This is a genomic window from Variovorax sp. 01T439_2, from assembly GCF_056398445.1.
In genome coordinates this window covers 1-1,513 of the sequence record NZ_JBFTPJ010001170.1, presented here as the reverse complement: position 1 = coordinate 1,513, position 1,513 = coordinate 1, and the positions used below count along the sequence as shown (strand labels likewise).

At 69.2% G+C, this 1,513-nt stretch carries 2 protein-coding genes; both read right to left on the bottom strand.

Annotated elements, in window-relative coordinates:
* Positions 1–527: ABC transporter permease (locus AC1DOC_RS33160; RefSeq protein ID WP_478131510.1), on the bottom strand; the 527-nt coding region annotated here is incomplete at its 3' end.
* On the bottom strand, positions 524–1,495 hold the full coding sequence (locus AC1DOC_RS33155; RefSeq protein ID WP_018903463.1) for an ABC transporter permease: 972 nt from the start codon (positions 1,493–1,495) through the stop codon (positions 524–526). The genes AC1DOC_RS33160 and AC1DOC_RS33155, both read right to left, overlap by 4 nt.
* Between the last annotated feature and the right edge of the window lie 18 nt (positions 1,496–1,513).

Below are 1,513 nucleotides of genomic sequence, written 5' to 3'. Positions count from 1 at the left end.
GCCTGCACGAAGTCGCGCTGGCGCAGCGTGAGGAACTCGCTGCGCACCAGCCGCGCCACCGGCGGCCAGGAGACGATGGCAATGGCCACCACGATCGAATTCACCGAAGGCTGGAAGATCGCCACCAGCACGATCGCCAKCGCGAAGCTCGGCACCGCCTGGAACAGCTCGGTGAAGCGCATCAGCGCCGCGTCGATCCAGCCGCCGAAGTAGCCGGCAATGGCGCCGAGCGTCACGCCGATCAGCAGCGCGACCACGGTCGACACCAGCCCGATCAGGAGCGAGATGCGCGCGCCGTAGATCACGCCGGAGAGGATGTCGCGGCCCAGCGTGTCGGTGCCGAGCGCAAAGCCCGGCTCGGTCCACGGCCGCAGGAACGGCTGCTCGACCATGTTCCACGGATCGTTGGTCGCGACCCACGGACCGATGAGGGCGACAACCGCCACCAGCACCAGCACGGCCATGCCGAGCACGGCGCCCTTGTTGCGGCAGAAGCGCCGCCAGAATGGACTTTGCAGCAGGGTCATAGCTCGATCCGGGGATCGACCAGCGTGTAGACGAGGTCGGTGATGAGGTTGAACAGCACGGCCATGGCCGCGGTCACGAGGAAGGCGCCGAGCAGCAGGTTGTAGTCGCGCTGCAGCAGCGCGTCGAACATCAAGCGGCCGATGCCGGGCCAGGCGAACACGGTCTCGGTCAGCACCGCGCCGCCGATCATTCCGCCGGCCTGGATGCCCGCGAGCGTGACCACCGGCAGCAGCGCGTTGCGCAGCACGTGCGCCCGCAAAATGCGGCCGGGCTTCACGCCCTTGGCGCGCGCGGTCTTCACGAAGTCCATCTGCGCCACCTCGAGCATGGCGGCGCGCGTCATGCGCGCATACACCGCCATGTAGAAGAGCGCGAGCGTCAGCGCCGGCAGCACCAGGTGGCCCGCGATGTCCCAGGCCAGCGCCAGGCCGGTGGCGCCGGAGCCCACGGTGCTGAAGCCGAAGCCCGGCAGCCAGTCGAGCTGCACCGTGAACACCAGCACCGCCATCAGCGCAAGCCAGTAGAGCGGCGTGGCATAGAAGATGAGCGCCACCACGGTGATCGAGCTGTCGACCCAGCTGCCGGCGCGCCGCGCGGCCAGCGCCCCGAGCGTGATGCCGAACAGCAGCGACAGCGCAAACGCGGTGCCGGTGAGCAGCAGCGTGGCCGGCAGCCGGTCCATGATGAGCTTCAGCACCGGCTGCTGCTGCCGGTACGAGAAGCCCAGGTCGAGCCGCACCACCTTGCCGACGTAGGTGGCGAGCTGCGTCGTGATCGGCTGGTCGAGCCCGAACTGCGCGCGCAGCTGCGCCACGAACTGCGGATCGGACGCGCCCGCCTCGCCCGCCAGCACCGACACCGGATCGCCCGGCGCCGCGCGCACCAGCATGAAGTTGACCGTGGCGATCAGCAGGATCGCCAGCAGGCCCTGCATCACGCGGCCCAGCATGAACTGCGTACGTTTCATCGGGGGCTCCTGTTGCGT

What these genes read in the sequence shown, in the direction of transcription:
- AC1DOC_RS33155 (WP_018903463.1), bottom strand. Translation starts at nt 1,495, where the DNA reads ATGAAACGTACGCAGTTCATGCTGGGCCGCGTGATGCAGGGCCTGCTG.